This window comes from Actinacidiphila sp. DG2A-62 (assembly GCF_035825295.1).
GTDB lineage: Bacteria > Actinomycetota > Actinomycetes > Streptomycetales > Streptomycetaceae > Actinacidiphila.
Map to the genome: position 1 here is coordinate 3,513,731 of NZ_JAYMGI010000002.1, position 23,269 is coordinate 3,536,999.

Annotated in this window: 24 protein-coding genes; 10 read left to right on the forward strand and 14 right to left on the reverse strand. The window is 73.6% G+C overall.

Annotated features, from left to right (window positions below; translation table 11 throughout):
• Positions 1–205 precede the first annotated feature (205 nt).
• The 7 genes from tatA to VSR01_RS15405 all read right to left on the reverse strand — a co-directional run bounded on the left by tatA (position 206) and on the right by VSR01_RS15405 (position 5,729).
• Positions 206–484: a Sec-independent protein translocase subunit TatA gene (tatA, locus tag VSR01_RS15375; RefSeq protein WP_326449766.1), complete on the reverse strand. Its 279-nt coding sequence runs from the start codon at positions 482–484 to the stop codon at positions 206–208.
• Between the two features lie 195 nt (positions 485–679).
• Positions 680–1,276, reverse strand: a complete 597-nt coding sequence (locus VSR01_RS15380) for a GtrA family protein (protein WP_326449767.1) — start codon at positions 1,274–1,276, stop codon at positions 680–682.
• Between the two features lie 389 nt (positions 1,277–1,665).
• Complete coding sequence (locus VSR01_RS15385; protein ID WP_326449768.1) at positions 1,666–1,932, reverse strand: DUF6295 family protein; 267 nt, start codon at positions 1,930–1,932, stop codon at positions 1,666–1,668.
• 2 nt (positions 1,933–1,934) lie between these two features.
• A complete protein-coding gene (locus VSR01_RS15390; RefSeq protein ID WP_326449769.1) occupies positions 1,935–2,720 on the reverse strand; it encodes a dienelactone hydrolase family protein in 786 nt (261 codons plus the stop codon).
• A gap of 113 nt (positions 2,721–2,833) precedes the next feature.
• Complete coding sequence (locus tag VSR01_RS15395; RefSeq protein WP_326449770.1) at positions 2,834–3,346, reverse strand: SPW repeat protein; 513 nt, start codon at positions 3,344–3,346, stop codon at positions 2,834–2,836.
• 170 nt (positions 3,347–3,516) lie between these two features.
• Complete coding sequence (locus VSR01_RS15400) at positions 3,517–4,176, reverse strand: TetR/AcrR family transcriptional regulator (RefSeq protein ID WP_326449771.1); 660 nt, start codon at positions 4,174–4,176, stop codon at positions 3,517–3,519.
• A gap of 164 nt (positions 4,177–4,340) precedes the next feature.
• Positions 4,341–5,729 (reverse strand): MFS transporter, encoded by a 1,389-nt coding sequence (locus VSR01_RS15405; RefSeq protein ID WP_326449772.1) that lies wholly within the window; start codon positions 5,727–5,729, stop codon positions 4,341–4,343.
• A 288-nt stretch (positions 5,730–6,017) separates the two neighbouring features.
• Between VSR01_RS15405 and VSR01_RS15410 the strand changes: the two genes are divergently transcribed.
• The 4 genes from VSR01_RS15410 (at position 6,018) to VSR01_RS15425 (ending at position 11,015) form a co-directional block, all read left to right on the forward strand.
• The gene (locus VSR01_RS15410) at positions 6,018–6,695 is read left to right on the forward strand and encodes a DNA polymerase ligase N-terminal domain-containing protein (RefSeq protein WP_326449773.1); all 678 of its coding nucleotides are present in this window, start codon (positions 6,018–6,020) and stop codon (positions 6,693–6,695) included.
• Positions 6,692–7,774, forward strand: a complete 1,083-nt coding sequence (gene ligD / locus VSR01_RS15415; protein ID WP_442785470.1) for a non-homologous end-joining DNA ligase — start codon at positions 6,692–6,694, stop codon at positions 7,772–7,774. Before VSR01_RS15410 ends, ligD begins: the two co-directional genes overlap by 4 nt.
• Before the next feature lie 108 nt (positions 7,775–7,882).
• On the forward strand, positions 7,883–9,208 hold the full coding sequence (locus tag VSR01_RS15420) for a betaine/proline/choline family ABC transporter ATP-binding protein (RefSeq protein WP_326453679.1): 1,326 nt from the start codon (positions 7,883–7,885) through the stop codon (positions 9,206–9,208).
• A complete protein-coding gene (locus VSR01_RS15425) occupies positions 9,201–11,015 on the forward strand; it encodes an ABC transporter permease/substrate binding protein (RefSeq protein WP_326449774.1) in 1,815 nt (604 codons plus the stop codon). Before VSR01_RS15420 ends, VSR01_RS15425 begins: the two co-directional genes overlap by 8 nt.
• A gap of 124 nt (positions 11,016–11,139) precedes the next feature.
• Here the strand turns inward: VSR01_RS15425 and VSR01_RS15430 are convergent, their stop codons facing one another.
• The 3 genes from VSR01_RS15430 to VSR01_RS15440 all read right to left on the reverse strand — a co-directional run bounded on the left by VSR01_RS15430 (position 11,140) and on the right by VSR01_RS15440 (position 13,337).
• Positions 11,140–12,300, reverse strand: coding sequence for a glycosyl hydrolase family 18 protein (locus VSR01_RS15430; protein ID WP_326449775.1), 1,161 nt, complete (start codon positions 12,298–12,300; stop codon positions 11,140–11,142).
• Between the two features lie 114 nt (positions 12,301–12,414).
• On the reverse strand, positions 12,415–12,888 hold the full coding sequence (locus tag VSR01_RS15435; protein ID WP_326449776.1) for a GntR family transcriptional regulator: 474 nt from the start codon (positions 12,886–12,888) through the stop codon (positions 12,415–12,417).
• A complete protein-coding gene (locus tag VSR01_RS15440) occupies positions 12,780–13,337 on the reverse strand; it encodes a GntR family transcriptional regulator (RefSeq protein WP_326449777.1) in 558 nt (185 codons plus the stop codon). The genes VSR01_RS15435 and VSR01_RS15440 overlap by 109 nt, the downstream gene beginning before the upstream one ends.
• Before the next feature lie 315 nt (positions 13,338–13,652).
• Here VSR01_RS15440 and VSR01_RS15445 point away from each other — a divergent pair, with 315 nt between their 5' ends.
• On the forward strand, positions 13,653–14,159 hold the full coding sequence (locus tag VSR01_RS15445; protein ID WP_326449778.1) for a lamin tail domain-containing protein: 507 nt from the start codon (positions 13,653–13,655) through the stop codon (positions 14,157–14,159).
• 76 nt (positions 14,160–14,235) lie between these two features.
• Here the strand turns inward: VSR01_RS15445 and VSR01_RS15450 are convergent, their stop codons facing one another.
• The 3 genes from VSR01_RS15450 to VSR01_RS15460 form a co-directional block, all read right to left on the reverse strand.
• A complete protein-coding gene (locus VSR01_RS15450) occupies positions 14,236–15,243 on the reverse strand; it encodes an SCO2400 family protein (RefSeq protein ID WP_326449779.1) in 1,008 nt (335 codons plus the stop codon).
• Positions 15,244–15,410: 167 nt separating this feature from the next.
• Positions 15,411–16,016 (reverse strand): dihydrofolate reductase family protein, encoded by a 606-nt coding sequence (locus VSR01_RS15455; protein ID WP_326449780.1) that lies wholly within the window; start codon positions 16,014–16,016, stop codon positions 15,411–15,413.
• A 475-nt stretch (positions 16,017–16,491) separates the two neighbouring features.
• Entirely contained in the window at positions 16,492–17,382 is an 891-nt protein-coding gene (locus VSR01_RS15460) for an SDR family NAD(P)-dependent oxidoreductase (protein WP_326449781.1), read from the reverse strand.
• Positions 17,383–17,511: 129 nt separating this feature from the next.
• On the opposite strand from VSR01_RS15460, the gene VSR01_RS15465 reads away from it, so the two are divergent.
• Both VSR01_RS15465 and VSR01_RS15470 read left to right on the forward strand, forming a co-directional pair.
• On the forward strand, positions 17,512–18,090 hold the full coding sequence (locus tag VSR01_RS15465) for a TetR family transcriptional regulator (protein ID WP_326449782.1): 579 nt from the start codon (positions 17,512–17,514) through the stop codon (positions 18,088–18,090).
• 288 nt (positions 18,091–18,378) lie between these two features.
• Positions 18,379–19,161: a DUF6008 family protein gene (locus tag VSR01_RS15470; protein WP_326449783.1), complete on the forward strand. Its 783-nt coding sequence runs from the start codon at positions 18,379–18,381 to the stop codon at positions 19,159–19,161.
• An 88-nt stretch (positions 19,162–19,249) separates the two neighbouring features.
• On the opposite strand, the gene VSR01_RS15475 is transcribed toward VSR01_RS15470, so the two are convergent.
• A complete protein-coding gene (locus VSR01_RS15475; protein WP_326449784.1) occupies positions 19,250–20,314 on the reverse strand; it encodes a cobalamin-independent methionine synthase II family protein in 1,065 nt (354 codons plus the stop codon).
• Positions 20,315–20,514: 200 nt separating this feature from the next.
• Between VSR01_RS15475 and VSR01_RS15480 the strand changes: the two genes are divergently transcribed.
• From VSR01_RS15480 to VSR01_RS15490, 3 genes are all read left to right on the forward strand, one after another.
• A complete protein-coding gene (locus VSR01_RS15480; RefSeq protein ID WP_326449785.1) occupies positions 20,515–21,099 on the forward strand; it encodes a MarR family winged helix-turn-helix transcriptional regulator in 585 nt (194 codons plus the stop codon).
• Positions 21,096–22,568 (forward strand): MFS transporter, encoded by a 1,473-nt coding sequence (locus tag VSR01_RS15485; protein ID WP_326449786.1) that lies wholly within the window; start codon positions 21,096–21,098, stop codon positions 22,566–22,568. Before VSR01_RS15480 ends, VSR01_RS15485 begins: the two co-directional genes overlap by 4 nt.
• Before the next feature lie 112 nt (positions 22,569–22,680).
• On the forward strand, positions 22,681–23,238 hold the full coding sequence (locus VSR01_RS15490; protein WP_326449787.1) for a cysteine hydrolase family protein: 558 nt from the start codon (positions 22,681–22,683) through the stop codon (positions 23,236–23,238).
• Positions 23,239–23,269 lie beyond the last annotated feature (31 nt).

Sequence of the window (23,269 nt, forward strand, 5' to 3'; positions counted from 1 at the left end):
AGGCCCCCACCTGATCCGTCCGGCGCGCCGGAGACTTCCCGGGCGCCGCGTTCCTTCCGACGTCCGGACAGCTGAACGTATCAAGACTGCCGGAACCAGGAAGCGGGGAGTGCGCTGCGGCGGCGCCCGCGGCGCGCGAACGCCCCGGCGGTCGGCCGGGGGCCGGTCGCCGGGGCGGGGTGCGGCCGTGGTCCGGCCGCCGGTGCTACTTCGTGGTGCTGGCGGCCGGCTGCTCGGCGGCCTCGTTCGCGGTCACCACGTCGCTGGGGGTGATGGCCTCGGGCGTCGGGGTCGGCGTGGCGGTCGGCGCGCTGCTCGCGGGCGTCGCGTCGTCCGTCTTCATCGCCTTGGCCTCGGACTTCAGGATGCGCATGGACTTGCCCAGCCCGCGCGCGGCGTCCGGCAGCTTCTTCGAACCGAACAGCACGATGACGACGATCGCCACCACGATCAGGTGCCACGGCTCCAGCCCGTTTCGCAACATGGGGACCATCCTCATCTCGTCAAAAGGTCCGGCCGAGGCCGGCGGTCACGCTTCCAGTCGGTTCCACCCGTTGGTTCCAACTGTCGCATTGTCACCCCGGAGCGGCCGCACGCAGCACCCGGGTACTCAAAGCATGCGCAAAAAGCTCGTGAACGCCAAGCCCCCGCCCAGCTGCCAAGACGGTCCCGGCGGGGTTCACGCGGCGACGGCGATGCTGCCGCGGTCCAGCCGGGAGCCGGCCCGGCGGGCCGGGCGGCGGGCGAAGACGACCAGGCGCAGCACCAGGAAGCGGCCGGTTCCGGCCAGTCCCGAGGCGCCCAGGTAGACGGCCTGGGTGAGCAGCGGACCGGTGTGCGGGTCGGCCGCGTCGAGCACCAGCACCGCGGCCGTGGTCATGAGATACGCCACCGCGAGGGTCAGGGCGGACTTGGCGTGGATACGCCAGCCGGCCAGCCCGGCCCCGCGCCAGCCGCCCTTGCCGGCCGCGCCGAAGGTGAAGCGGTGGTGCAGCTCGGTGGCCAGCAGCGTGGAGGCGACGGTCACGACGGCGTTGGCCAGCGCGAAGGGCGCCCAGCCGGCGGTGAGCAGCAGCACACCGCTGCTGAGCACGCTGACGCCGCCGCCGAACACCACGAAGCGGACGAACGCCCCGATGATCCCGTGCTGCGCGGGCTCGCCGGCGGGCTCGCCCACGGCTTCGTCGGCGGGCGCGTCCGCCGGTCCGTCAGCGTGGCCGCTCGCGGGCTCGCAGTCGCCGACGCCGTCGTCGGCCACCGCCTCCTCGACCTCCATGGCCGTCCCCGTCCCCAATCCCGTCGTCCCCGACGTCCCTGTCCTCGCCGTGGTCCCGCTCGTCCGCCTCATGCCGCAACTGTCGCGGCAGCCGCTGACACGGCGCCGACACGCACCGCACCGCTGATGTCAGCGCCGCGTCGGCGCGATCTATGCCCGCCGCGGCGGGTGAATGCCGAGTGGATATCGATCAGTTGCCGATCCGTTGCCGAACGCGCCGGACGTGCCGGCCCCGCGGGGAAGGCACCGGGAATGCATGCCCGCGCCCGCGGCCGTCCATCCGCAGGGACGCGGTGCGCCCCCGCCGTGCCTGACGGCGGGGGCGATCTTTCCCGGCGCTCCCGGACGGCGCCCTGCCGCCCGCCCCCGGGGCCGGTGTGCGAGCGGCCTCAGACCTGCATCTCCGCCGGCACCGCGGCCAGCGCCTCCTGGATCGCGGCGACCAGGGCCCGCGCGGAGGCGGCGGTCAGCTCCAGGGCGACGCGGGCGGCGGGCCCCTTGGACGGGTCGGCGAAGTCGATGTTCAGCGTGTGCTCGGCGAGCGCGTGCACGGGGTGGTCGAAGTAGACCGTGACGTCGCTGACCCGGAACCAGGAGCCGCCCGGGCCCTTGGCGCTGCCCTCCACCCGGTCCTTGACGGTGAGGTAGGTGCACATGGTCAGCTCCCGGGGTCCGCGAGGTGCTTGCCGTAGAACTCGGTGATCCGCTCCCAGCCGTCCAGCGCGGCGGCCACGTTGTAGCTCGGGCGGTTCACCGCGAAGAAGGCGTGGCCGGCGCCCTCGTAGGTGTGGAAGTCGAAGTCCTTGCCGTGCTCGGTGAGGATGCGCTCCAGCTCGGCGACCTGCTCGGGGCCGGGGTAGGAGTCGTCGGCACCGAACAGGCCGAGCAGCGGCGCGCGCAGGTCCGGCAGTCGGTCGACCAGCGGGGTGACCTTCAGCGGCATGCCCTCGGGCACGGTGCCGGTGACGAAGGCGCCGTAGCAGTCGACCGCCGCGTCCACGTCGAGGCTGCACGCGGCCAGCACGCTCTGCCGGCCGCCGGAGCAGTAACCGATCACGCCGACCCGGCCGTTGGAGGTGGGCAGCGCCCGCAGGTAGGCGGCGGCGCCCGCCACGTCGCCGACCAGGCGGTCGTCGGGCACGCCGCCGGCCGCGCGGGAGACCGCCGCGGCGTCGTCGGGGGAGGCGCCGGGCGCCTCGCGGTAGTACAGGTTCACGCAGATCGCGTCGTAGCCCAGCTCGGCGAACCGGCGGACGATCTCCTTGGACTCCCGGTCGTAGCCGGGCATGTGGTGGATCACGACCACTCCGCCGCGGCGCGCGGCGCCCTCCGGGCGCGCGAGGTACGCCTCGACGGTGTCGCCGCCGTGGCCCGCGACGGCGACGGTGCTCGCGGTCAGCCCGGCCGCGGGGGCGGTGGGCGTGGTGATGGGGGATTCGCTCATGGAGCCATCTCTACCATAAGCCTGGACTGATCAGTTTGTGCTGTGCACCGGGACGACGACGCGGACGGGGTCCCCCCGCTGAGGGGACGCCGTCCGCGCGGTGATCGGGCGGGTCAGCGGCGGGCGCCGCCGGCCTCCTGCTTGCGGCCCATGCGCTTGGCCATCGGGCCCATGCCCAGGGTGGCCAGGGCGAGCAGGCAGATGATGCCGCCGAGGATCACGTTGTTGATGATTGTCTTGTGGGTGTCGTAGTTCCCGGACACAACCCACGGCGCGATGATCGTCCACACGCCGATCGCCAGTGCGCCCCAGCCCAGATTGTGGGTGCGCTCCAGCGCGGAGCCGAACCCCAGGCCGAGGACCGCGAGCGCGAGCCCGGTCACGAGGTTGCTGACCCGCAGGCCGGTGAATCCGGCGAAGCCCGCCACCCAGGGCGAGATCGCCAGGTAGAGGCCGGCCAGCATCAGGAGGCTCTCCAGCATGCCGGTCGCCGCGTTGTCACCGACCTTCGCGTAACGGTCGCGGAGGGACATGATGTCCGGGTGGTGATCGATGTGGTGCGCCGACGTGCTGGTTCCGGTCGGTGCGTTCCGCGGAGCCGTCGGCTGGGTCGAATCGGTGGCCATGCAAGCCACCCCCTTCGCAGTGCAGTCGCTTATTGCCACCGGATGTCCTTCGGGTCTCCGCCCCGAAGCTGCCGCATCCTCATTCAGCGTAAAACTTCCATAAGCGATGCGGCCACCCAAAGCGGAGCGACATGTCGCGAAGGGCGCGCACGACCGCGAGACCGGGCCTTTCAGGCGCGGCGCGCCGCCACCGGGCCGGGCGTGGCGGGCGCGCGGCCGGGCGCCGCGTCCGCGCGCTCGGGCGGCAGCACCGCGTCGAGCAGGGCCGCGGCGGCGGCCCGGGCGGCAGCCGCGGCGGTGCGGTCGCGGTCCATCCGGGCGGAGAGCGTCGAGCCGTCGTAGAGCAGGTGCAGTTGGCGCCCGAGCGTCTCGGGGTCGGGCGCGCCGGCCTCGGCGGCCAGCGAGGTGAACAGCCCGCGCAGCCAGCCGCGGTACGCGTCCGACGCCTGCTCGACCGCGCCGCCGTGCGGGGCCTCCGCGGACGCCGCGACGAACGCGCAGCCGTTGAACTCCGGGTCGTGGAAGGACTCGTCCTGCGCGTCGAAGATCCCCAGCAGCCGTTCGCGCGCGGTGCCGTAACGCGGCATCACCCGCAGGATGCGCGCGCTGTTGCGCTCGTGCCGAGACTCCAGATAGGCCTGGACCAGGCCCTCCTTGCTGCCGAAGCAGTTGTACAGCGATGCCTTGGCGACCCCGGCGTGCTCGATGACCCGGTCGATGCCGACCGACTGCACGCCCTCCCGGTAGAACAGCTCGTTCGCCGCCGCGAGCAGCCGCTCGCGCGCCGACGGCCGCTCGCCGCGTCCGGCTTCCTTCGCCGTCGCCGTCATCCGAACCACCTTCTCCAGACAGGTCTGTCTATCGTAGTCGCGCGGCCCCCGCCGCGTCAGCTCTCGACCGGCCATCGACCGGCTCCCGACCGGCTCTCGACCGGCTCTCGATCAGCCCCCGGTCAGCCCCCGGTCAGCCCCCCGGTCCCCCCGGCGGCTCCCGGTCAGCTCTCGCGCACGGCCTGCGGGGTGCGCAGGCCGGCGGTGAGCAGCCCCACCAGCGCGACCGCGGCGAGCAGGATCACCGCGGCGCCGTACTCGCGGGCGGTGTCGAGCAGGCCGCCGCCGTGCACCACCAGGAAGCCGGCGACCACCGCGGGCACGCCCATGCCCAGGTAGGACACGACGTAGAGCAGTGAGAGCACGCCCGCCCGCTCGTGCGGCGCGACCAGCGGGACGACCAGCCGGATGCCGCCCTGGAAGCCGGCGCCGAAGCCGAATCCGGCGATCGCGCTGCCGGCGAAGAAGCCGGTGGAGGCGGCCGCGCCGCCGCCGCCCGAGCCGAGCGAGAGCAGCGTCAGTCCGACGCCGACGATGAGGGTGACCACGCCGGTGACCATGACCGCGCGGGTCCCGGCGGCCCGCAGCAGCGGCACCGACAGCGCCGCGGAGCCGGCCAGCACGAACAGGCTCAGGCCGCCGTAGACCACGGAGTCGGAGTGCACCAGGCCGCGGGTGATCGCCGGGCCCAGCGAGCCGTAGAAGCCGGCCAGCGCCCAGACCGAGAACAGCACCGGCGCGGCGATCGCGACCGGGCCGCGGGCGGCGCGCGGCAGACGGATGTCCGGGCTCATGCTGGACAGCGCGCCGGGCTTGCGGGTCACGGTCTCCGGCAGCGCGGCCACGCCCAGCGCCTGGAGCACGAACACACCGAGCAGCAGCAGGTAGACCAGGTGCGTCGGGGACGGCAGGAACTGCACGACGAAGCCGGAGGCCAGCGCGCCGGTCGCGGTGCCGATGGGCGGCGCGAAGGAGTTCGCGAGCGCGCCCCTGGCCCGGTCGACGTCGAGCATCCCGGCGCCTATCGCGCCGATCGCCGCGCCGGTGGCCACACCCTGGACGACCCGGGCGACGAGCAGGGTGCTCACGCTTCCCGCCTCGGCGAAGACGACCATGGCCGCGGCCTGTCCGGCCAGCGCGGTCACGAGCACCGGCCGGCGGCCGACGTGGTCGGAGATCCGGCCGAAGACCAGCAGCGCGGCGAGCACCGCGACGGCGTAGACGCCGAAGACGACCGTGGTGGTGATCGGGGAGAAGCCCCATTCGTGCTGGTAGACCGCGTAGAGCGGGGTCGGGGCGCTGGAGGCGGCGAGCAGGGTGACGATGATCGAGGCGAGCAGCACGAGGGAGCCGGTGGGCCCCCATCGCAGCCGTCGTCGCCGTGTCGCCTCCGGGCTCCGCGGGCTCGGCTCGGCGCCGGGCGCGCCGGGCGCGCCGGGGGTCCGCGGCGCGGGTGCGGTGGCCGCGGCGGTCCTGCCGGGCCGGGTGGCGCGGGTGGCCGGCGCGGCGGTCGCCGCGTTCGCCGCAGTGCTGCTGGTGGCCGTGTGGGTCATTCGGGACTCCCCGGGGTCGCCGGACGGTGTCTGCGTCCGCATCACGTCTCCTAGACAGATCTGTCTAGGCACGGCCTCACTGTAGACAGACCTGTCTGTGCACGTCAAGCGATCCCCGTCACACCCGCCGCGCCGTTCCGCGGCTCACCGGCGTTTACGTGGGGCTTCTCCGGATAGCCGCAGGACAGCGCCCGCACGGGCGCGGACGGCAGCCCGCGCCCGTTCCGTATTCCGGAACCACCCCGTACTCCGACCTCACCCCGATCTCCGGCCCCGAGGGAGGCAGCCGTGGCCGAGCACCGCACCCGCCAGGACCGCACCCGGCGCGACCGGGAGGCGCTGGCCGACTACCGCCGCAAGCGCGACTTCGCCCGGACCCGCGAGCCGCGCGGCGCGGACCGGGAGGCGGCCGGCGACGCGCCCGTCTTCGTCGTCCAGATCCACGACGCGAGCGCGATGCACTTCGACTTCCGGCTGGAGGTCGACGGCGTGCTGAAGTCGTGGGCGGTGCCCAAGGGGCCCTCGGACGACCCGGGGACCAAGCGGCTGGCGATGCCGACCGAGGACCACCCGATGGAGTACCAGGACTACGAGGGCGTCATCGCGGCCGGCGAGTACGGCGGCGGGACGGTCATCGTGTGGGACCGGGGCACGTACCGCAATCTCAGCCGGGACCGGCGCTCGGGGAAGGAGATCCCGTTCGCGCAGGCCCTGGAGCGCGGCCACGTCTCGTTCCGGCTGGACGGCTCCAAGCTGCACGGCGGCTACGCGCTCACCCGCATCCCGCCGCGCGACGGCCGGGGCGAGCCGTGGCTGCTGGTCAAGGAGGCCGACGGCCGCGCCGAGCACCACGGCACCCCGGTGCCGCGCCGGGCGCGCTCGGTGCTCACCGGGCGGACGCTCCGCCAGGTCGCGCACGACGAGCGGGAGTCCCCCGGGTCCCAGGACGGGGGCGGGTCCGCGTGAGCGCGCCGGTCCGGCCCGCCGGCCGGGGCGCGGCGCAGCCGGCGGACCCCGGCCACCGGCTGCTCGCCCGGCTGCCGGAGGCCCGGCGCGCGCTGCTGCGGCCGGTGCGGGACGGCGAGCCGGCGCCGCGCGGCCCGATGCTCGCCACGCTCAGCTCCCGCCGCGACTTCGACGCCGCGTGGCTCTTCGAGCGCAAGCTCGACGGCGTGCGGGCGATCGCGGTGTACGACGACGCCGGCCCGCACCTGCTCTCGCGCACCGGGCGGACCACCGACACGACGTACCCCGAGGTCATCGCGGCGCTGGCGGAACAAGGCTCCCCCGGCCTCACCCTCGACGGCGAGATCGTCGCCCTCAACCGGGCCGGCCGCACCGACTTCTCCCTGCTCCAGCAGCGGATGGGCCTGACCGACCCGCGGGCGGTGCGGGCCAGCCGCGTCGCCGTCACCTACTACGTCTTCGACCTGCTCACCCTGGACGGCTGGGACCTGACCCGGCTCCCGCTGCGCACCCGCAAGGCGCTGCTGCGCGCGGCGGTCGACTTCACCGGCCCGCTGCGGTTCACCCCGCACCGCAACCACGACGACGCGCACCCGGCCGCCGACCAGCTCGCCCAGGCGTGCGGCCGCGGCTGGGAGGGGCTGATCGCCAAGCGGGCGAACGCGCCGTACCAGGCCAGGCGGTCCGGGGACTGGCTGAAGCTCAAGTGCGCGAGCGGCCAGGAGTTCGTGGTCGGCGGGTTCACCGAGCCGGCCGGCGCGCGGGTGGGCTTCGGCGCGCTGCTGCTCGGCTACCACGACGCGTCCGGCGCGCTGCGCTTCGCCGGCAAGGTCGGCACCGGCTGGTCGGACCGGCAGCTGCGGGCGCTGCGCGAGCGGCTCGACGGGCTGGAGCGGCCCCGCACGCCCTTCGCCGCGGGCTCCCCGCGCGAGCGCGGCGCGCACTGGGTCGAGCCCGCGCTGGTGGCGCAGATCGGCTTCAGCGAGTGGACCAGGGACGGGCTGCTGCGGCACCCCCGCTTCCTGGGGCTGCGCGACGACAAGGCGCCCGAGGAGGTGGTGCGGGAGCGGCCCGCGTAGGGCCCTCGCGCTGCACGACGCGTTCGTCACCTGATAGTGATGTTTGCTCTTCCGGCCGTGGGTAAGGCGCGCCTCGTTTGTGCCATGCCCCCGACCGGAAAGGCAGTCGTGTCGAAGCTCGCTGTAGAGCATGTGTTCAAGGTCTTCGGAAGAAGGCAGAAGGAAGGCGTCCGCCGGCTGGAGGCCGGCGCCACCCGTGAGGACCTGCGCGAAGGGGGGACCACGGCCGCGGTGATCGACGCCTCGTTCGAGGTCGAGCCCGGCGAGATCTTCGTGGTCATGGGCCTGTCCGGGTCCGGCAAGTCGACGCTGCTGAGAATGCTGAACGGACTGTTGGAGCCCACCTCGGGCAGGGTGCTGTTCGACGGCCAGGACCTCACGTCCCTGGCCCCGAAGGCCCTGCGCGACCTGCGCTCCCGCAGGATCAGCATGGTCTTCCAGCACTTCGCGCTCTTCCCGCACCGCAGCGTGCTGGCCAACGCCGGCTACGGCCTAGAGGTGCAGGGCGTGCCCCGCGCCGAACGGGAGCGGCGCGCGACGCGGGCGCTGGAGCTGGTGGGCCTGGCCGACTGGGCGCGGTCCTGGCCGGACGAGCTGTCCGGCGGGATGCAGCAGCGCGTGGGCCTGGCCCGTGCGCTGGCCACCGACGCCGACGTGCTGCTGATGGACGAGTCGTTCTCCGCGCTCGACCCGCTGATCCGCCGCGACATGCAGGACCAGCTGATCGAGCTGCAGCACGAGCTGCGCAAGACCGTGGTCTTCATCACCCACGACCTGAACGAGGCGATGCGGCTCGGCGACCGGATCGCGGTCATGCGCGACGGCCGGATCGTGCAGACCGGCACCGCGCAGGAGATCCTCACCGCGCCGGCCGACGACTACGTGGCCGGCTTCGTCCAGGACGTGGACCGCTCGCGGGTGCTCACCGCCGCGTCGATCATGAAGGACCCGCTGGTCACCGTGCCGGCCACGTGCGACGCCGCGGCCGCCCGGCAGGCGATCAGCACCGAGCAGGACGCGCACGCCGCGTTCGTCGTCGGACCGCACGGCGAGCTGGTCGGGGCGGTCACCGAGGAACAGGTCAGCGCGGACGGCGACGGCGGGCGCGGGGTACGGGACCTGGTGGACACCGGCGCGCAGGAGCTGGTGACCACGCCGGCGGACGCCCCGCTGGCCGGGCTGCTGGCCGACGCCGCGCGCACCACGCTGCCGCTCGCGGTGGTCGACGAGGCCGGGCGGCTGACCGGGGTGATCTCGACGGGCACGCTGCTCGCGGCCCTGGGCGAGGACCACGGCCGGCCGGACGCGGTCGCGCACGCGGCGAGGGACGCGGAGCGGGCGACCTCGGCGGGGGACGCCGCGCGGACGACCTCGGCGGTGACCGCGGCCCCGGATGACGGCGCCGCCGGCCGGAAGGAGGCCGCGGATGCCTAGGCTGCGCCTCGGCGACGGCGCCGAACACGTCGTCAACTGGCTGACCCACCACCTGTCCTGGCTGTTCGACGCGATCAGCACGGTCGTCAACGGCATGTACGACGGCGTCGAGTGGGTGCTCGGCGGACCGCCGCCGCTGCTCATGGCCGGCATCCTCGCGGTGGTCGCGCTGTGGATGCGCGGCGTGCTCGCGGGCGTGCTGGCCTTCGCCGGCTTCGCGCTGATCGACTCGGTCGCGCAGTGGGACGAGGCCATGCAGTCGCTGTCGCTGGTCGTCGTCTCGGCCGCGGTCGCGGTGGTGCTCGCGGTGCCGCTGGGCATCTGGGCGGCGCGGCGGCGGACCGTCGGGCTGATCGTCCGGCCGGTGCTGGACGTGATGCAGACCCTGCCGGCGTTCGTCTACCTGATCCCGGCGATCATCTTCTTCAGCCTCGGCACGGTCCCCGCGGTGATCGCCACGATCGTCTTCGCGATGCCGGTCGGGGTGCGGATGACCGAGCTGGGCATCCGCCAGGTCGACCCCGAACTGGTCGAGGCCGCCGACGCGTTCGGCACTCCCCCGCTGGGCACGCTGCTGCGCGTGCAGCTGCCGCTGGCCCTGCCGACGGTGATGGCGGGCGTCAACCAGGTCATCATGCTCGCGCTGTCGATGGTCGTCATCGGCGGCATGGTCGGCGCGGAGGGCCTGGGCTCCACGGTCTTCGGCGCGATCAGCCAGGTCGACATCGGCCTGGGCTTCGAGGGCGGCGTCTCCGTCGTGGTGCTCGCGGTGTACCTGGACCGGATCACCGGCGCGCTGGGCGAGCAGGTCTCGCCGCTGGGCCGGCGGGCACTGGCCCGGCTGCGCGCCTCCTCCACGCACGGCCTGCGGGTGCTGCGCTACCGGCCGCGCCCGGCGGTGGGCGTGGCCTGCGTCGCGGCGCTCGCGCTGGTCGCGGGCGGCATCGGGGTGTTCGGCGACGACTCGGACTCCTCCGCAACCGCCGTGGCCGGCAAGGACGTCGGCCACGGCAGGACGGTACGGATCGGCTCGTTCAACTGGGACGAGTCGGTCGCCTCGGCCAATTTGTGGAAGGCGGTGCTGGACCAGCGCGGCTTCACGGCACGGGTCGACACCTACGACCCGGGCGCCGCGTTCACCGGGCTGGCCTCCGGCTCGCTGGACTACCTCACCGACGCCTGGCTGCCGACCACGCACGCCTCGTACATGAAGCAGTACGGCAAGAGCTACACGAACCTCGGCCCCTGGTACGGCCGCACCTCGCTGGAGGTGGCGGTGCCGTCGTACGTCGAGGGCGTGCACTCGATGGCCGATCTGAAGGGCAGAAGCGGCGAGTTCGGCGGCCGGATCATCGGCATCGAGCCGGGCGCCGGCGAGATGAAGCTGCTGTCGTCGAAGGTGCTGCCGGGGTACGGGCTGGACAAGGAGTACAAGCTCGTGGCGAGTTCGACGTCGGCGATGCTCGCGGAGCTGGCGCGCGACTACGCGGCGCACAAGCCGGTCGCGGTCGTGCTGTGGTCGCCGCACTGGGCGTACAGCACGTACAAGCTGACGAAGCTGAGCGATCCGAAGGGGCTGTGGGGCCCGGGCGACTCGATCAACGACATCGCCAACAGGTCCAGCGCCGCGAAGCTGCCGCAAGTGACCGCGTGGATGCGGCACTTCAGGATGTCCGAGGCGCAACTCGGCTCGCTGGAGGCCGCGATCCAGAAGGCCGGCGAGGGCCACACGGCGGACGGGGTCGCCGCGTGGATGAAGGCGAACCCGGGGATCGCCGACACGATGGCGCCGGTCGGCGGCAGGTGACCGGGTGAGCGCGTGAGGTCGCGCGCGCGTCCGCGTGCGCGCGGGCTCGTGTCGGCGTGAACGGCGCGGCGCCGGCCGGGAGTCGTCCCGGCCGGCGCCGCGCCGTTCATGCCAGCGCCTGGCGTCAGCGGGTGAACCAGGGGTTGCCGCCGCCGAGGGACCACACCGAGACCCGGGTCACGCCGAGCGAGGTGAGCACCGCGAGCTTGCGGTCGAGCGCGGTGGTGTCCACGTAGTCGTACAGCCGGCCGCCAGAGACCCAGCGGATCTCGCCGGAGGAGGCGTCGCGGCGGGCGGCGACGGTGGCCGGGTCGGTGGAGAAGCCGGGGCTCTTGGCCATGTCGCTGTACTGGATGTTGCCGGTGACGTCGTCCAGGTCGCACGGGTCGGGGGCGCTGATCCCGTACGACGGCAGCGCGATGACCAGCCGGTTGTGGTCGGGCACCTTGCTCTGGGCGTAACGCGTCACGTCGCCCAGCCAGTTCAGCGGGGTGATCGGCAGGCAGCGGGCGCCGGGCGCGGTGTCGAACTCCTCGTCGTACGCCATGATCTCCAGCTCGTCCACGCCCTGCGCGCTGACCGCCGCGTAGTCGTAGAAGTCGGCGTCCTCGGTCATCGCGGGGGCGTCGACCAGGAGCTTCTTGCCCTGCGCGTGCAGGGAGGTCGCCAACTGCTTGAGGAACTTCTCGTAGTTGGTCAGGTCCGCGGCCGACCAGGACCAGTAGTCCTCCATGTCGACGTCCACGCCGTCCACGTCGTGCTGCACGGTGAAGTCGGTGAGCTGCGTGACGGCCGCGGTGCGCTTGGAGCTGCTGGAGACCAGGGCGTGCACGTCGGCGGTGGTCATGGCCGAGACGGTCGGGTACTGGTACGCGGAGTGCGCCTTGAGGTCGGCGAGCCCGGCCGCGCTGTAGGTGTTGCAGACGCCGCCCGCGGTGGTCTCCAAGGTGACGGCGCCGGAGCCGTCGACGCTCCAGTACTCCGGCTTCAGCGCGCCGTTGGCCACCCGGCCGTCCGCGTACTCGCTCGCGGCGGTGCAGGTGGAGTCGCCTGCGCCGCCGGGGTAGAGCCAGGTCTCCAGCTGTACGCCGGAGGCGGCCGACCGGTGCGCGGGGGTCCGGTGCGGGGCGACCGGCTGCGTGCGGGCGCGGCCGGCGGTCGCGCTGTCGGCCGCTCGGCCGGTCGCGCCGTGGTGGTCGGGTGTCACGGCGCCCGCCGCCATGGCGCCGGCGAGCGCGGCGGTACACGCGGCGGCGGTGGCGAGGACGAGGGTGCGACGAAGCATGTTCCGTCCCTTCGAGGGGGAGGGGTCCGTACGGTCGGAGGATCGGACGGTCGGGGTCGGACGGGTCGGACGGGTCGGACGGGCTGCGGCCGTGCGGCCGGAGGACCGTGCGGGTCAGGGGTGGTCGGTCCAGTACGGGTCGAGCATCAGGGTGTCGGCGCCCGGCACGGTCCTGGCGGCGGACCAGGAGCCGGCCAGCACGCGGCCGGCCTCGGGGCTCGCGGTCAGGGAGAGCCGGGTGCTGATCCGGTAGCGGTCGCCGCGGTAGACGGAGTGCGTGAACTCCACGACCCGGCCGTCCGCGTCGCGCGTCTCGCGTTCGAAGAGCAGCGCGGGGGTGTGCGCCGGCACGCCGAGGAGTTCGGCCTCGGCGGCGTCGACCACGGTCGGTTCGATGATCTGCGCGGCGTCGGCGAGGCGGATCCCGAAGCGGCGGCCGAGCAGGCCGTAGAAGGAGTGCGTCTCCAGGTCGCGCGCGGTCAGGCCCGGCACCAGCGCCTGCGGTACGTGCACGGTCTCCAGCGACATCGGGTCGCCGTCGACGCTGCGCAGCCGGGTGATGCGCAGCACCTGCTCGTCGGGCGGCACCCGCAGCCGGCGGCTGATCCGGGGCCGGCCGGCACCACCCGGAAGTCGACGGTGCGACTGGTCCAGGTGCCGTCCACACCGCCGACGCCGAGCGCCGCGGCCCGGTCGTCGCCGGCGGTCGGCGCGAGCCGCTGGTCGACCTTGGCGCGGGCCACGAACACGCCGCGCCCGTGCTCGCGGACCAACAGGCCGTCACGGACCAGGCCGTCCACGACGGAGCGCAGGGTGGGCCGGGAGACGCCGAGATCGGCGCACAACTGCCGTTCGCCCGGCAGGGGTTGGCCCGGCTGGGCGATCTCCGTGAGGTCCAGCAGGTGGGCGCGGATGCGCTGCCGCTTCTCCCAGCGGCTCTCGCCGCGGGGCTCGGGGCCGGTCTCGGGGCCGGTCTCGGGGCCGGTCTCGGGGCCACCGCCGCCGTCGCCGCTGCCGCCGCTCTGACTCTCGGGCATGAGCGGATGATGGCGCGTCGTTGACCACTGGTCAAGAAGTGGTCAGCGTTTCGGGACCTGCGGGCCGCCGGGCCGACGGGAAAAGGGCCGGCGCGGCGGCCCGTGCGGGGCCGCGCCGGGGGATGCGCGGAGGGCGCGCGGGGGTCGCGCGGGGTCGGCGCGGGGCGGAAACAGCGGCGCGCCGGGCGGAAACGGCGGCGCGCGGAGGGATGTGCGGGATTACGGTCCGACCGTAGGACGATCGCCCCTAGTCTGTGGCTCTCGCCGGGTTGTCAGGGGAACGCCCGGTCCGTGACTCATGCCCAGGGGGGGCTCATGTTCCGTACCATCCGTGACGTCCGCATACCCGCGGTCCCGCGCCGCCGTACCACCGCACGCGGGGCCGTCGCCGCGGTCGCGGTGACCGCCTCGGCCGCCGCGGTACTGCTGCCGGCCCAGTCGGCCGGGGCCGCGACCGGCTCCGTGCACCTGTACAAGATCTACTACAACAGCCCCGGCACCGACACCCGTTCGAACGCGAGCCTGAACGCGGAGTACGTGCAGATCACCAACTCCACGTCCAAGGCGGTGAGTCTGAAGGGCTGGACGCTGTCCGACGCGTCGCGGCACGTGTACTCCTTCGGCACGTACACGCTCGGCGCGCACAAGACCGTGACGGTGCACACCGGCAAGGGCGGCAACACCGCGGCGCACCGCTACCAGGGCCGCGCCGCGTACGTGTGGAACAACGACAAGGACACGGCGACGCTGCGGCGTTCGGGCGGCGGCGTGGTGGACACGTGCGCGTACAACTCGACGCGGGTCGCGTACAAGATGTGCTGAGCGCCGTCCCGCCCGCCCGCGGGTGCGCCGCGAGCCCCGGAGCCGCGCCGGCTCCGGGGCTTCGGCGGTCCCGGTGTCAGCCCAGGCAGATGATGAGCAGGCAGAGCTGCTGCTGCGGGGGCGTGGCCGGCGCGGTGGCGGCCGGCGGGGTGCTGGGGTCGCCGGTGGCCGGCGGCGTGGTGGCCGTCGAGCCGCTGCCGGTGTCCGAGCCGGTGCTGGTCGTGGCGCCGCCGGAGCCGGTCGAGCCGGTGCTGCCGGTGTCGGCCGGCGGGGTGGTGACCGAGGCCTGCGGCACCGAGGCCGAGTCGCCGGCCTGGTGGCCGCTGTCGGTCGTGGCGGTCGTGCCGGTGGAGCCGTTCGGGCTGCCGCCGATCAGGGTGCGGCCGGCGTCGTCGGTGCCGGCCTGCGTGGTCCGCACGTCCGGGGCGGCGTGGGCGCCGGTGCGCTGCCGCGGCAGCGCGACCTTGTGCGAGGTCGGGGCGTGGCCGGCGGCCGTGCCGTTGCCGGCCGGGCCGGTGCCGTCCGGCAGGGCGACCGATCCGGGGACCGAGTTGGTGTTGAGCGTCACCGGCGCGATGTCGTCGCGGGTCGACGCGGAGGCGGTGTCGCCCTTGCCGCCGTGCGAGGCGGACATCGAGGCGACGGTCACGCCGCCGCCGAAGAGCGCGACGGCGGTCGCGACGCCGGCGCGGCGGCGGGTCTTCTTCCACCGGGCGAGCTGCCGGCGGCGGGCGGCGCGGCCGCGGTGCAGCGTCGGGGCGATCGCGGCGGAGCCCAGCACGGACGCCTCGCCGTCGCCGCCGTCGTCGGTCCCGTCCGCGCCGGGGCCGTCGGCCCGCGCGTCGAACGCCGCCGGAGCGTCGTACCCGGCGCGCGGCTTCGGCACGGGGGCGGCGGCGGGCATCGGCTCGGGCATCGACCCGTGCGGGCGCTGCGCCGGTATCGCGCCGGGAGCCGCGTACGACCCCTCGAAGCGCGCGCCCGGCCGGGCGGCCTGCGGATCGATGTCCGGTGCGTACGCACCGCAACCGGGGCACACCAGCGCCCCGTTGAGGGTCCGGCGGCACGTGTAGCAGTAGTCCATTCGCGGTCTTCCTGTGCTGGCTGCACGCCCGGGAGCCACGTCGGCGCCCGGGTGCTGGCATGTTCACGTACACCCGCGACGGGGCAGGGCCCGAACCTAACAGGAGTTCCGTCAGACAATGCGATCACCTTGTGCGCCTCCTGTGAAGGTCCCACCCCTCCCACCCCTTACACGGGGCACGCGTGTCCCCTCCTTTCCTTCGCACACGGCGGGGAGCTACCGGGTGCGGGGGCCCAGGACTTCGTAGTGGGCGCAGAGGAAGGCGCGGTTGCGGGCCGTGGCGGTGAGGCGGAGGTCGAAGGGGCGGGGAAGAGGGGGCGGCCGGCGCCAAGGGTGACCGGGGCGATGGACACGGTGAGGTCGTCCAGCAGCCCGGCCAGCGCGAACTGGGCGGCGAGGTCGCCGCCGCCGACCACCCACACGTCCCGGTCGCCCGCGGCCTCGGTCAGCGCGGCGTGCACCGCGCGGACGTCGCCGGCCGCGAACCGGACGTCGGCGCCCGGCACGTCGGCGAATGATCCCGGGTCGCGGTGCGTCATCACCCACGCCGGGATCTCGTACGGCCACGGCTCGCCCTTGCCGATGTGGTTCGTCAGCACCCAGTCGTACGTGGTCGCGCCCATCACCATCGCGCCCACCCCGGCGATGAACTCCTTGTAGCCGAAGGGGCCTTCGTCGTCCACGTCCTGGCTCAGCAGCCAGTCCAGCGAGTCGTTCGCATCCGCGAGGAAGCCGTCCAACGAGGTCGCCGTGTAGTAATGCGTACGGGTCATACCAGCGCACCCTATTCTCCCGCTGCGGCTGGTCGCGCCCCCTGAAACCGGCACCCCGTCTGCCCCGAACAGACCGTACCCGCACACCGGTCCGCTGTGGCTGGTCGCGCAGTTCCCCGCGCCCCTGAAAAACCGGCACCCCGTCTGCCCCGAACGGACCGTACCCGCCCACCGGTCCGCTGTAGCTGGTCGCGCAGTTCCCCGCGCCCCTGACTACTCGACCCGCAGCGCACATGCCACCCGAGGGGGCGGTCCGGGGGTGTCCCCGCAGGACTTCGAAAACAACACCGGCAGAAACCAGGCAACGAAACCCGCCACTTTCGAAGTCCGAGGAGATACCCCCGGGACGACCCCGACCCACACCGCAACGCAGCGCACCCGGCCAGGCCAGCGCCCAGCGCCCAGCGCCCAGCGCCCAGCGCCCAGCGTCACCGCAACGCAGCCGCACCCGGCCAGGGCAACGCAGCGCGCAGCGTCAGCTTGCCTGGGACAGGGGGTCGAGCTGGGCCGGCGTCGCGTCGTCCGCCGCCGTGGACTCGCTCAGCTCCCGCCACCGCTCGTCGCTCGCGAGCAGCTCCCGCCCCGCCGCCGTCGCATACGCATACGCCTCCGGCCCGACCAGAAGCCGCAGCGGCGGCTCCTCCAGCCCCACCACCTCGAGAACCAGCCGCGCGACCTTCACCGGATCATTCGCCGCCGTCGACTCCGGCGCGTGCATCGCCGCACTCGCCCCCACCGTCCCCGCGTACTCCTCCCGCACCGGCTCCACCCGCATCGACGCCCCCGCCCAGTCCGTCCGCATCCCCCCGGGCTCCAGCACCGTGACCTTGACCCCCAGCGGCCCGACCTCCCGCGCCAGCACCGACGAGAACCCGCCGACCCCCCACTTCGCCGTCTGGTACGCCGACAGACCCGGCGTGGCCAGCCGGCCGCCGACCGACGACACCTGCACGACGTGCCCCGCGCGCTGCTCGCGCAGCACCGGCAGCGCGGCCCGGGTGAGGTGGACGACCCCGAAGAGATTGGTCTCGACCTGCGCGCGGAAGTCCTCGTCGGTCATGTCCTCGACGGACGCCAGCGTGGCGTAACCCGCGTTGTTGACCAGCACGTCCAGGCGGCCGAAGCGGTCGACGGCGGTCGCGACGGCCGCGCGCGCGGCGGCCGGGTCGGTCACGTCCAGGGGGACGACGACGAGCCGGTCGCCGCCGTCCGCCGCCGCCAGGTCGTCCAGCGAGGAGAGATCGCGCACACCGGCGACGACACGGTGCCCGGCCGCCAGCGCGGCCCGCACGATCTCCCGGCCGAGCCCGCGCGACGCCCCGCTGACCAGGAAGACAGAACCATTCGTACCCACATCTGCGGACATGACCGCTCCTCCGCTCCCGGGCCGCCCACCCGGACTCGCTTCTTACTAACCAGTTGATTAGCAACACCTCCATGGAACCTCGCCCCGCGACAACTGTCAACTGTCCGGTTAGTTGATACGGTGGGAGCCATGACCACCAGGGACGCCGAAGCCACCCGCCGCCGGCTGCTCGACGCGGCGACGCAGGAGTTCGCCGCGTACGGCATCGCGGGCGCCCGGGTCGACCGGATCGCGGCGGCGGCCAGGAGCAACAAGGCGCAGATCTACCACTACTTCGGCAGCAAGGACGGCCTGTTCGACGCGGTCTTCGACGCCATGTGCCGGGAGACCGTGGACGCCGTGCCGATCGACCCGGCGAACCTGCCGGAGTACGCGGGACGGCTGCACGACTCGTACCGCGCGCGGCCGTACGTGCAGCGGCTGGCGACCTGGTACCGGCTGGAGCGGGCGGGCAGCGGCACCCTGCTGCCGGTGGTCATGGAGAGCAACGCGGCCAAGGTCCGCGCCATCGCCGCCGCCCAGGAGGCCGGCCTGATTCCGGCCCGCTTCTCGCCCGTCGACCTGCTCGGCCTGGTGCTGCACCTGTCGGGCTTCTGGAGCTCCAACGTGCCGGAGTACGACGCGATCGCCACCGGCGCGGGGGGTGCGGACGACGCGGACCACCAGCGCGCGGTGGTGGTCGCCGCCGTCGAGGCGCTGCTGCGCTGAGCGCACCCGCGGCCGTACCCTCCGCCGCGCCGCCGGCCGACCCCCGAGCGGCGTCCCGGCCGCACCGCCGACCACACCCGCCACACCGTCGGCCACGAAACGTCAGGGCACGTCACCCTACGGGCAAGCGGAATGCCCCGGCGGCGGAAACCCGCATGAAGGGCAGTCTCGAAGAAACGCAGGTCCCACGGGCCGCCCTACCTTGTTGGCGTATGCCGCCGGGCGCACACGGCGTGACTTCCTGAACTCACCCTGGTGACGACGTATTGGGGGACGCTTATGCTCCGGATGCCAGCAATGCCCGGCATGCCGGCCGGACATGCCGCTCACGCCGACGGCTGGGACAAACTCGGCGCGATACTCCTGCTGCTGTGGGCGGTGGTGATGTGGGCCGCGGTGTTCGGCCTGTGGTGGGCCAACCGCGGGCCGGTCCGCAGGCCGTGGGTCTTCCGCGCCAGCGCGGCGACCATCGTGATCGGCGTGATCGGCCAGATCGGCCACCTGCAGGAGCACGTGGCGCAGGCCGGCTACTGGATCGGCCACCCCAACGACCCGGCGTGGATGACACCTTGGGGCACCGGCCTGGCCAACGGCTACAACGTGGTGGACACCTCCAAGCCCACCCTGGGCATGGAGATCCTGCACCTGACGGGGAACTTCATCTTCCTCGCCGGCATGGCCGCGGTCATGGTGATCACCACCCACACCCGCCATCTCAGGTCGCGGCGCTGGGGCACGATGGGCGTGTGGATGCAGGGCATCCACGGCCTGGAGCACCTGTCGCTGACGCTGTCGGTGTGGTTCGGCGCGACCCGCGCGATCGGCCTGTCCACCTGGTTCGGCCAGCTCGACCCGGGCCCCGGCCTGGTCACGTACCGCGTGTGGTGGCACTTCATCGCCAATGTGCTGGGCTCGTACATCTTCGCCCGCGCGCTGTACGACCTGTGGCGCGAGCGGTCGGTGGTGGCCGCCGCGTACGACGTCCAACTGCCGGCCGCCGAGCCGCGGCCCGCCCACGTACCGGCGCGGCGTCCGGGCCAGGCCCCGGAGCCGCAGACCGGCGCGGCATAGCGGCGGAGCCGCCCTGGGCGTCCCGCGGTTCGGCCGGTATGGCACGGGGGTCGGTACTGGCCGGACCGCGGGACGTTCCGTTCTGCGATCAGACCCCGAGCGCCTCGGCGGCGAGCGCGGTGCCGCGCAGCCGGGCCTCGATCTTGGCGAAGGCGAGGTCGCGCGAGGTGGAGGTGTCGTCGGCGAACGGCGAGAACCCGCAGTCGTCGCAGGTGCCGAGCCGCTCCACCGGGAGGTGCCGGGCCGCGGCGAGCACCCGGTCGCGCACCTCCTCCGCGGTCTCCACCCGGGGGTCGATCGGGTCGATCACGCCGACGAACACCCGGGCGTCGGACGGCAGATGCTGGGCGATGACGGCCAGCACCCGATCGGGGTCGGCCTCGCTGGCCAACTGCACGTAGAAGTTGCCGGCCTTGAGCTGGAAGAGCTTCGGCAGCAGATCGGCGTAGTCGACGTCGGCGCTGTGCGTGCTGTCCTGGTCGCCGCCGGGGCAGGTGTGCACGCCGATCCGGGACCGCTCGTCGGCAGAGAAGCGTTCCAGCACCTGGTTGTTGAGCGCCACGAAGTCGTCCAGCAGACCGCCGCTGGGGTCGAGCTTGAGGCTGAGGCGGCCCTCGGTGAAGTCGAGTTGGACATCGTGGGCGCCGCCGTCGAGCGCGCCGCGGATGTCGGCCTCCGCCTCGTCGACCAGATCGGCGATGAACTGCTCGCGCGGGTAGCCGTCGATGCCGGCCGCCGGGTAGAGCAGGCTCAGCGCGGACGGCGCGATCACCGCCTGCTTGACCGGAAGCGTGGTGTGCCGCTTCGCCGCGGCCAGGTAGCTGTCGGCGTGCACCTGGTAGCGGAACGGGCCCTGGGTCAGGGCGGGCAGCTGGCGGGTGTGGCCGTCGGCGAACGGGATCACCGCGCCCTCGGGGTCGAGGGTGGTCAGCCCTGCGAGGGGGTAGGTCGCGAAGCTCGGCTTGGACTGCTCGCCGTCGACCAGGACGGGCGCGCCGAGCGCTTCGAGCCGGCTCAGCGTGTCGATCACGGCCTGCTCCTGGAGCTTGGCCAGGTCGGCATCTCCTAACGCGCCGCCGGCGTGGTCGGCAAGCGCTTTCAGCAGGGCCGGGGGCCGCGGAATGCTGCCGATGTTCTCGGTGGGAATCGTCATGGACGGACGATAGGGAGTCGGCCGGAGCCCACACAAGCACCCCTGGGGTGGGTTCCGTGAACAACCACGGACGCTGCGTGACCGGTTGCCACGCACCCGGTCGTACACGCAGTGCACCTGGGCGTATGCGGCACGTGCATCAGCAGGCAAACTACTAAGGTTCATTTGCACAGTCTGGGCTGGCGATCTACCGTGGACGCATGGAACAGACCACCGGAACCCTGCCGGACGCCGCGGGCGGGCCCGACGCCGTACCCGGACCGGACGCCACGCCGGAACCCGAGGCGCCGGGTTCTGCCGCGCCGGACCTGGACGCGCCGGGGCCCGAGGCGCCGGGTTCTGCCGCGCCGAGCGGGCCCTCCGCCTCCGCGCTGCGGGCCGCGCAGGACGTCCGCGTGGTCTTCAGCCGGCTGCGGGTCAGGCTGCGCCAGGAGTACGACCAGCGCGAACTGACCCCCTCCCAGCGGTCGGTGCTCGCCCGGCTGCTCGCCATCGGCGACGCGTCCACCAGCGCGCTGGCCGCGACCGAGCACGTCAGACCGCAGTCCATGGCGGCCACCGTCGCCGCGTTGGAGGAGCGCGGGATGGTCGCCCGCCGACCCGACCCGGCCGACGGCCGCCGGCAGCTGGTGTCGCTGACGGCCGAGGGCCGCGGTTACGTCGAGGGCCGGCGGCGCTCGGACGAGGAGTGGATCACCCGCACCCTCGACGCGCGCTTCACCGAGGACGAACGGCAGGCGCTGCTCACCGGGTTGGCGCTGCTGGAGAGGCTGGCGCGGGCGTGACCGCGCAGACGGCCGCGCGGCACAGCGGGGACACCACGGCCGACCGGTTCGACCGGCGGCTGCTGCCGCCGATGATGCTCGGCTCGGTGCTCAACCCGATCAACTCCTCGATCATCGCCGTGTCGCTGGTGCCGATCGGCGCCGCGTTCGGCGCGCCGCCCTCGCAGACGGCGTGGCTGGTCTCGGCGCTGTACCTGGCGACCTCGATAGGCCAGCCGGTGGTCGGCCGGCTGATCGACCTGTACGGACCGCGCCGGCTGTTCCTGACCGGCACCGCGCTGGCCGGCGTGGCCGGCGTCCTCGGCGTGCTGGCGCCGAACCTCGGCGTGCTGGTCGCGGCCCGGGTGGTGCTCGGCTTCGGCACCTGCGCGGGCTACCCCGCGGCGATGTACCTGATCCGCAGCGAGGCCGCGCGCACCGGGCACAAGAGCCCGACCGGCGTGCTGACCGCGCTGGCGGTCACCACCCAGACCATCTCGGTGATCGGGCCGTCGCTCGGCGGCCTGCTCATCAGCATCGGCGGCTGGCGGGCGACCTTCGCGGTCAACATCCCGCTGGCACTGGCCGGCCTCTACCTCGGCGCCCGCCGGCTGCCCGCCACCCCGGGCAGGGCCGAGGCGGCGGACGGCGGCGCGGCCCCGGACCGGCGGGCGGCGGACGGCCGGGCGCGTGCCGGGTCCCGGCCGCGGATACGGGTGCCGGCCGGGCTCGACCTGCCGGGGATGGCCCTGTTCGCCGCCACGCTGGTCACGCTGCTGCTGTTCCTGATGGACCCGCGGCTGTCGCACGGCTACCTGCTGCTGCTCACCGCCGCCGCGGGCGCCGGCTTCTGGATACGCGAACTGCGCGTGTCCACTCAGCCGTTCATCGATCTGCGGGTGCTCGCGGGCAACCGCCCGCTGGTCACCACCTACGTCCGCGCGCTACTGGCCTACGTGGTCTCGTACGCCTACCTCTACGGCTACACGCAGTGGATGGAGGACGGCCGCGGGCTGTCCGCCTCCCAGGCCGGCCTCGCCCAACTCCCGCTGTTCGCCGTGGCCATCGCGATCTCCACGACCACCGGGCGGCGGCCGGAGATCCGCCGCAAGCTGCTGGTCGGCTCGGCGTTCCAGGTCGTCGCGTGCGCGATGCTGCTGCTCCTGGGCGGTCACAGCCCGGTGTGGCTGCTGATCGCGGTGGCCGTCGTCTTCGGCGTCCCGCAGGGCCTGAACAGCCTCGCGCTGCAGAACTCGGTCTACTTCCAGGCCGATCCGGAGCGCATCGGCTCCTCCGCGGGACTGCTGCGCACCTTCGGCTATCTGGGCGCGATCGTCGCCTCCGCGGCGAGCGGCGCCTTCTTCACCGACCGCGCCGACACCGGCGGGCTGCACCACCTGGCCTGGTTCCTGGTGGTCGTCGCGGCGGGCTTCCTCGCGGTCACCGCGGCTGACCGGTCGCTGTCCCGCGTACGCACCGAGGAGTCCTGAACTCCCCAGGAGCTCGGCCCGCTTGACCTGTCAGCCCGCCTGACCTGTCAGCCCGCCTGACCTCTCAGTCCACCCGAACCCCAGCTCACCTGATCCGAAAGGCCGCACGACCATGACCTCCAAGACCGCACTGCTCGTGATGGACGTACAGAAAGGCATCGTCGGCCGCGTCGAGGACGCCGGCTACACCAAGCGGCTGGCCACGGCGGTGGACGCCGCGCGCGCCGCGGGCGTGCCGGTGGTCCACGTGCTGATCGGCTTCCGCCCCGGACACCCCGAGATCAGCCCCGCCAACAAGAACTTCAGCGCGCTGGCCGTCGGCGACGCCTTCACCCCCGCCGACCCCAACGCCGACCCGCACCCCGATGTCGCGCCGCGCGACGGCGAGGTGGTGGTGACCAAGAAGCGGGTCAGCGCGTTCACCGGCAGCGGCCTGGAGACGGTGCTGCGGGCCCGCGGCTACGAGCACCTGGTGCTCGCCGGCGTCGCCACCAGCGGCGTGGTGCTCTCCACCCTGCGCCAGGCCGCCGACCTGGACTACGCGCTGACCGTGCTGTCCGACGGCTGCGCCGACGCGGACGAGGAGGTGCACCGGGTGCTCACCGAGAAGGTGTTCCCGCGGCAGGCCGACGTCGTCACGATCGAGCAGTGGGCGGCCTCCCTGGCCTGACGCCGCGGGCGACGGCCGGATCGCGCCCTTG